Here is a 6,884-nt window from a genome sequence, read left to right as displayed (position 1 = left end):
TGGGGTGCGGGGTGGTGGGCGAGTTGGGTGGCGATCACGGTGATCGCTTCCACCATTGTTTCGGTGGAGGCGGTATCGAGGTTCACCGCGATCGAAGTCATGCGCTTATTCTATCGCCGTTCACAGACAGTGGCGAACCGTTTACATGATCGATGTGGCCCTTTGCGGTCATTGATTTCTTGGAACCTCAAGGTGTGTTGTCGTCCAACGGTGGTGGCGTGGTTGCGGGCGGGTGAGTCGGAGATTAAGTCGGCTGATCTGGGCCGCAGGTTGAGCGGTGCCGAAATGACTCATTGCGCGCCTGCCCGGTTTTTTTGGGGGTTGCGGTCACGTTGGTTGCGGTCGCGGGAGTCCAGTCATGCGCGAGGGGGTGAAGGCGGGCTGCTACCTGGGGTGGCACCGAAAATCCGCGCTCCGCGCGGCCAGGGGTACGAACCTCAGCCACCAGACCACCCCCACGCACCCGAGCAAACCCCGGCCCGCTCCCTACTTTCTTGTCGATGCCGCTTTTTAGGTCTTCAGCCCCGCCCCACCTGCCAGCCGGGCGGATTGGTGCTTCAGAGGGGTGACCGACCCCGAAAACCGCGAAGCGGCAAGCAGTAAGCCGCAAATGACAGACCCGCAGAAAGTCATAAAACCCAAGTACCCACGACCTTCTTTCGTCGCTGCCATGTTCGAAGCGACGGCACGCCGATCCGCAGCCGGGTGACCACGCCAGCCAGAGGGGCGACTGTTGCCGTCTCCTATACACCACCAGCGCCATCGCCGCGCTTCTCACGCTCCACCTAGATGCTCAGCGAACAGAACGGAGGAATGCGGCCCACTCAGCACGGGTCAGTTCAAGGATGGGGCCAGCATCCCCTCGCTTGCTGTCACGTACACCGATCATGCCAGAAATGGCACGACTGACTTCGACGCAGTTTCCGTCAGCTTCACTGTGGCGAGACTTGCGCCAGATGGGGTGCTGCGTGCTCATGCCTCGGACTCGATCCTTTTCTGGAGGTCATCGGCTGCATCGGTCAACAGGCCCAGGCTGGCGGTAGCAGAGAGAGCGGCCTGCCGAAGATGCTCATACCGTTGGGTATACCTCATTACCTCGTCGGGTTCGATGTGCACGAGATCAGTGCTCACTGTGTCAACCACCGTCATCGGTGGGTCTTCCGGGCTTGGGAAGGTGTAGAGCGAGAATGCCGACTTGGGCAGCAGCCGCCCGGTGAAGTCCGCCGCGAGCGGTAGGACGTAGATCGTGATGCGAGGATGCCGCAAGACGGTCTCGATCAGGTGCCGAAGCTGGCCCAGCATGATCTGCAGCGGCGCGGCCCGGCGACACACGACGACCTCATCCAGGATGGCCTCGTATTGGCAGCCCTGAATGTCAAGCAGTTGCTCCTGACGGCGTAGCCGGGCCTCGGCCATGCGTTCCGGGAGGAAGCCAACCGCTCCCTCGGCCTTGGCCATCTCAACGATGAACCGGACGAAGTCGGGTGTCTGGAGCAGGCCCGGGATCGTGAACTGGTTGTACTCGCGGATGGTCTTGGCGCCGGACTCGATATCGGCGTAGAGGCGCTGGCGAGAGCCCATGGCGTCGCCGTAGGAGTCCCACCAGCCCTTCTCTGCTGCATCGCGGGCAATGTTGAAGATCTCGTGCCACTTGTCGCCGGTCACCTCCAGCACCTCAAGGATCTTCACGACCTCGGCGAGGTCGGGGCGGATGTGGGCGTTCTCCAATCTGGAGATCTTCATGCGGGACTGGTACATGAGGAGCGACAGGCGCTCGGCGGTCATGCCGCGTTCCTCGCGAAGGGCGCGCAGTTCGGTGGCCAGTCGGCGGCGTCGAACGAACGGGCTGGTCACCGGCATCTCCTGGGGGCGGAGGACAGATCGTGCACTCTGTGTTACCACGCAGATACGGAGGATGCTCGGACTAACACGACCGTTCACAGCCCGCGCGACGCGACGGTGCGTTCGGATTTTGAACGTTCAGGCGCCGCACGTTCGGTCCAGGAACGCATCGCAGCCTGAACGTTCTCAACGAGCGCGTGCCGATCTCCTCCGAGACACAGCAGACAAACACATATGGGTGCCCAGTCAGACACGTGCAGTAACGATTGAAGCCGTTCGAATCGTTCCCGCGTTCCGTGAGGTGGCCGATGTTGCCCGCCGTTTCCGAGCAAGCCGAGTACGTGACCCCCATGTTCTGGCGGCGTGAGTTCCCGGGCACCGCCGACCAAGCCCGCGCCGTGCGGGTCTTCGCCGCGACCCTGCTCCGGGACTCCCCCGTGCTCGACGATGTCCTGCTGGTGCTGAACGAACTCGTGGTGAACGCGATGCGCCACACCCGCTCAGGCCGCGACGCAGGACGCTTCGTCGTGGAGATCTCCCAGAACACCACTGGGATCGCCGTCAGCGTGGCAGACGAAGGTGGCCCGCAGACGCCACGCGTCACCGCCACTGCCACCGCCACCGCCACTGCCACTGCCACTGCCACCGGAGATGATCCTTCTGCGCTGGCGGAGTCAGGGCGCGGGTTGCTCACTGTGGCCGCTTTGTCCACGCAATGGTCATGGACAGGCGACGAGCAGGGCCGGACGCTTCGAGCAACCTTCGCCGCGATGCCCGAATTGGCATGATTTCCGTGCCGTGGGGGCCGGGCACATCAAGTCGTACCGCATCAGCGATGTCGGGAGACATGATGAGATCGCACCTCGCCGTCGTGGCCGCGGCGGCCGCGCTCGCCGGTGCCGCGACCGGCTACCTCCTCTCGCCCTCACCGAGCACTGCCGGGACCGAGACGGTCTCGTTCGCGCCGGTCCGGACCAGGCATGTCGCGCTCAACATGCCCGCAGGCGATCGGGCCAAGGCCGCCGCGCTGGGCTACGACCTGTTCGACGTCGACCCGGACGCGGACGAGATCGCCTCGCTGCCGAAGGGCGCGCAGGCGCTGTTGTGGGTCGGCAACACGACCTGCGGCGGCTTCGGAATGACCGAGGAGGCGTTCGCCGACGCTGTGCGACGGCTGGCTCGCAATCCGCGGGTGTACGGGTGGTATCTCAGCGACGAGCCCAATCCGGCGGAGTGCCCGGACATCGTCGCGCAGATCCGCCGGCGCGCCGACGTCATCCACCGGTACGCGCCGGGGCAGAAGGCGTTCGCGTCGCTGACGGACTGGACGATGACGCCGCTCAAGCCCTCGGCGACGCACCTGGACCTGATCGGCCTGGATCCCTATCCGTGCCGGACAGAGGCACGCGGCTGCGACCTGCGGGCGATCGACCGGATGGTGGGGCAGGCCGTCAAGGCGGGCTTCCCGAAGAGCATGATGGTGCCGGTCTTCCAGACGTTCGGCCAGTCGTGCAACAAGGGCGACAAGAACTGGCGGTTGCCGACCGCGAGCCAGCTCCGCGCAATCCTGGGACGCTGGAACGAGTTGCTGCCCCGGCCCGCGTTCGACATCAGCTACTCGTGGGGCCGCCAATCCGAATGGGCCTGCCCGACGCTCGCAGACGCGCCCGCGTTGCAAGCAATCATGAAGGAGCACAACAACCGGCGCCTAGGACCGGCCCCAAGCGATCCCGACCAGGGAACTCCGCCCAAGGACACCCCGTCCCAAGAGACACCGAGCAAGCCAGCAGAGACACCATCGCCCTGCACCACCATCAAAGGATGAAGGCCCTGCCGACCTGGAGATACCGTCGCCGTCCACCACCCTCAAAGCGTGACCGCCCGGCTCGCCAAGAGACGCCGCCGTCTTTTGCCACCGTCAAAGGCTGAGGGCGCGGCCTGCCGGGGGCGGGGTTCCGGCTGAATCGGGTAGACCTGATTCGGCCCAATGGGCATCGTCCGCCAGCCGCTCTATCTCATCCCAGGTAGGTCATGGCGAACCGTGCGGGCGAGCAGGTCGCGGTAACGCGCATCTGCTCAGGTAGACGTTCCACCACCTGCTCTTCGAAGTACGCGTCGTCCCCAGAGAATCGTCACTCTGCACCACCCTCAAGGGACGCGGGCCAGGCATGCCAGCGGACGCCGCCGCCCTGAACCGCCGTCAGAGCGTGACGACCGGCATCCCTGGAGACGCCGCCGCCATGCCCCACCCTCACACACCCTGAGGCTCAGCCTGACTGGAGCCGCTTCGCTGTGCACGACTGGCAAAGCGGGACGGCCCAGTCGGCCTGCCGGGAGACGCCGTCGCTTTGCACCCATCGTTAGAGGGTGAGGGCTCGGCCTGCTTGGAGGGCGGTTCCTACTGAGTCGCGTAGGCCTGACTCGGCGCGTTGGGCGTCGTCCGCCAGCCGTTCGATCTCGTCGCGGGCGAGGTCGTGGCGGACGGTGCGGGCGAGCAGGTCGCGGTAGCGCGCGTTCTGCTCGGGCAGCCGCTCGACCACCTGCCATTCGTGATACGCGTCGTCGGCGTCGCGAGCGCGGCGGGCGTAGGTCTCCAGGGCCTCGATGCGTTCGGTGATGGCGCGTACGGACAGGTCCATCGCGCGGCGCTGCGGTTCGAGGAGGGCGCGGACGCGGGGGGTGAGGCGCTCCGGACGCTGGGCGCGGCGTTCGCGGCGGAGCTTGGTGTGCTCCGCCAGCGCCCACGCGATCTCCCACTCCTGCCGGGGCAGCACGACGGTGTTGTTGACGTCGTCGAGGAGCCCCGCCCGGTGCGTCTCGGAGCCAAGGACGGCGTCGACGGCCCGCTGTGCGCGCAGGAGCAGCTGGGCGGCCGGCCGGTCGAAGTCGCCGGGCAGCAGGTAACGCCCGTGGTACTCCCGCGACGCCTGCGCGGAGGCCGGTTCGCGCAGGTGCCGGATCGCGCCGATCGTCCAGCCGGTGAAGCTGGCGGCGGCGAGCACGGCCGCCGCCTCGTTCTGGCCGACGAGGACGAGCAGTATCTGCAGAGCCGGGATCGTCATCATGGCGATCAGCGCCGTGCGGCCCCACCGGAACACGCCGTCCAGCAACGTGTCGTCGTCGAGCGAGGCCAGGAAGAACACCCGGAACCAGCCGCCCGGCAGCACCCCGTAGAAGAACGCGAAGATCGGGATCCAGAGGACGCGGGCCACGATGGTCGCGGCGCCGACGCGGGGGGCGGGCGGGGCGGGCAGGCTGGCGGCGACGAGGCGTTCGGGGTCGGCCGCCAGGAAGGCGCGTTCGCGGGTGGGAATGGACGGGTCGAAGACGGGCCGTGGGCGGCTGTCGGTCATTGGCTCTCCCACCGAAGAGGAACCGTTATCTCATAGTGGTCTTTCGGCTCGTCCCGGTCCACCGGGATGGCTTTCCGCGCTGGCAGTCTGTGTGACTCCTGGGAGGGCGACGGCCCGTTCGACCGCGGCGGCGACGTCGTTCGGGCTGGGGTCGGGCAGCATCGCGGCGAGGTGGGCGTCGGGACGGATGAGCCACGCCTCCCCGGGCCGCATGTGGACGGCGGAGCCCAGATCCTTCCGATGGACGACGTTGACGGGCGCGGCGGTGGCCGAACGGGCGGCGTCCGCGAGCCGTTCGTCCGTTCCGTCCATCAGCAGCGTGAAGCCGTCCCGCAGGAGCTGCCTCAGCCGGGTGATCTCAGGACGTCCGGCGAGTTGGACGCGGGCGTCGGGCACGATGACGCCCGGCGCCAGGGATTGCGGCGCACCCTTCGGCGGACGCCCGACGGGCGGCGGCCGGGTCGCCTCGGGGGTGGTGAGCGGCGAGCCGGTGTACCAGTACGGCTCGGCGAAGCGCCCCGAGTCGATCGCCGCGACCGCCGCCGGACTCGCCGCGGTCGTGCTCGCGTCTGCGCTGGCGCGCTCCAGCGCGGCGCGGCGGTGGTCGCGTTCGGTGCCGGTCTGCGGGACGAGGAAGCGCATGGTGGCGGCGGTGACGTCGAGGTTCTCCAAAGCGGCCGCGTGCCGTTCGGTGTGGTAGGTCTCCAGCAGATCATCGGGCGCCCAGCCGTGCGCCACGAACGCGATCTTCCAGGCGGCGTTCTCGGCGTCGGGGACTCCGCTGTTGAGGCCCCGCGCGCCGAACGGGGCGTACAGATGCGCGCAGTCCCCGGCGAGCAGCACCCGGCCCACCCGCATCCGGTCGGCGACGCGCGAATGGAAGCGGTACACCGACACCCACGACGTCTCGTACGGGACGTCCCCGATGATCTGGCGGATCCGGCGGTCCAGGCCCCCGCTCGCGCGTTCCTCCGCCAGCGAGAAGCCGGGCGGCACCTGCCAGTCGATGCGATAGCGCGAGTCCGGGCAGGGATGGATCAGCACCTGGCGGCCCGGGTTCCACGGCGGATCGAAGTAGAAGCGGCGTTCGTGCTCCCATCCGGCCAGGTCCGCCCGCAGGTCCACGATCAGGAACCGGTCGTCGAAGCTCTCGCCCGGAAAGCCGACGCCGAGCGCCTGCCGCAGGACGTCGGAACGCGCGCCCGAGCACGCCACCACGTACGACGCCCGAACCTCCTCCCCCGTCGCGCAGCGAAGGGTCACGCCCTCGGCGTCCTGCGCCAGCCCGCCGACCTCGCACCCGCGCCGGACCTCGACGAGGTCGGCACGCGCCGCGACGCACTCTTCGAGGATCTCTTCCGTCCGGGTCTGGGAGATGTTGACGCACGGCGGCAAGGTCTCCGTCCCGGCGAACCGCCACGAGAACAGCTCCTGTTCGCGGTAGTACGTGCGAGCCGTCGTCCAGGCGAGGCCCTCCGCGGCGACCGCCGTCGCACCGGCGGCCGCCCAGATGTCGAGCACGTCACGCTGCTGGCAGATCGACCGCGAACCTTCGGGGACTCGGACGGGCTCACGTTCGAGGACGACCAGGGGAAGGCCCCAGCGGGCGAGCAGCAGTGCGGCGGTCAGCCCCACCGGTCCGGCACCGATCACGACGACCGGGTCCATCGCGGCCGCCGCGGCCATCTC

At 68.0% G+C, this 6,884-nt stretch carries 6 protein-coding genes; 2 read left to right on the top strand and 4 right to left on the bottom strand.

The features are described 5' to 3' along the window. Positions 1 to 793 precede the first annotated feature (793 nt). Positions 794 to 976 (bottom strand): DUF397 domain-containing protein, encoded by a 183-nt coding sequence (locus tag ACGFNU_RS14205; protein ID WP_392593429.1) that lies wholly within the window; start codon positions 974 to 976, stop codon positions 794 to 796. After that, the gene (locus ACGFNU_RS14200; RefSeq protein WP_392593428.1) at positions 973 to 1,854 is read right to left on the bottom strand and encodes a helix-turn-helix transcriptional regulator; all 882 of its coding nucleotides are present in this window, start codon (positions 1,852 to 1,854) and stop codon (positions 973 to 975) included. Before ACGFNU_RS14200 ends, ACGFNU_RS14205 begins: the two co-directional genes overlap by 4 nt. Positions 1,855 to 2,150: 296 nt before the next feature. Between ACGFNU_RS14200 and ACGFNU_RS14195 the strand changes: the two genes are divergently transcribed. Both ACGFNU_RS14195 and ACGFNU_RS14190 read left to right on the top strand, forming a co-directional pair. Beyond that, entirely contained in the window at positions 2,151 to 2,630 is a 480-nt protein-coding gene (locus tag ACGFNU_RS14195; RefSeq protein WP_392593426.1) for an ATP-binding protein, read from the top strand. Positions 2,631 to 2,689: 59 nt separating this feature from the next. Next, positions 2,690 to 3,667 (top strand): hypothetical protein, encoded by a 978-nt coding sequence (locus ACGFNU_RS14190; protein ID WP_392593424.1) that lies wholly within the window; start codon positions 2,690 to 2,692, stop codon positions 3,665 to 3,667. A gap of 535 nt (positions 3,668 to 4,202) precedes the next feature. On the opposite strand, the gene ACGFNU_RS14185 is transcribed toward ACGFNU_RS14190, so the two are convergent. Continuing rightward, entirely contained in the window at positions 4,203 to 5,195 is a 993-nt protein-coding gene (locus ACGFNU_RS14185; protein ID WP_392593422.1) for a hypothetical protein, read from the bottom strand. Between the two features lie 30 nt (positions 5,196 to 5,225). Further along, on the bottom strand, positions 5,226 to 6,881 hold the full coding sequence (locus ACGFNU_RS14180) for an FAD-dependent monooxygenase (protein WP_392593532.1): 1,656 nt from the start codon (positions 6,879 to 6,881) through the stop codon (positions 5,226 to 5,228). Positions 6,882 to 6,884: the final 3 nt, after the last annotated feature.

The organism is Spirillospora sp. NPDC048911, assembly GCF_043198015.1.
Lineage (GTDB): Bacteria > Actinomycetota > Actinomycetes > Streptosporangiales > Streptosporangiaceae > Spirillospora.
The sequence above is the reverse complement of the archived record's forward strand: the minus strand, read 5'-3'. Positions and strand labels throughout refer to the sequence as shown.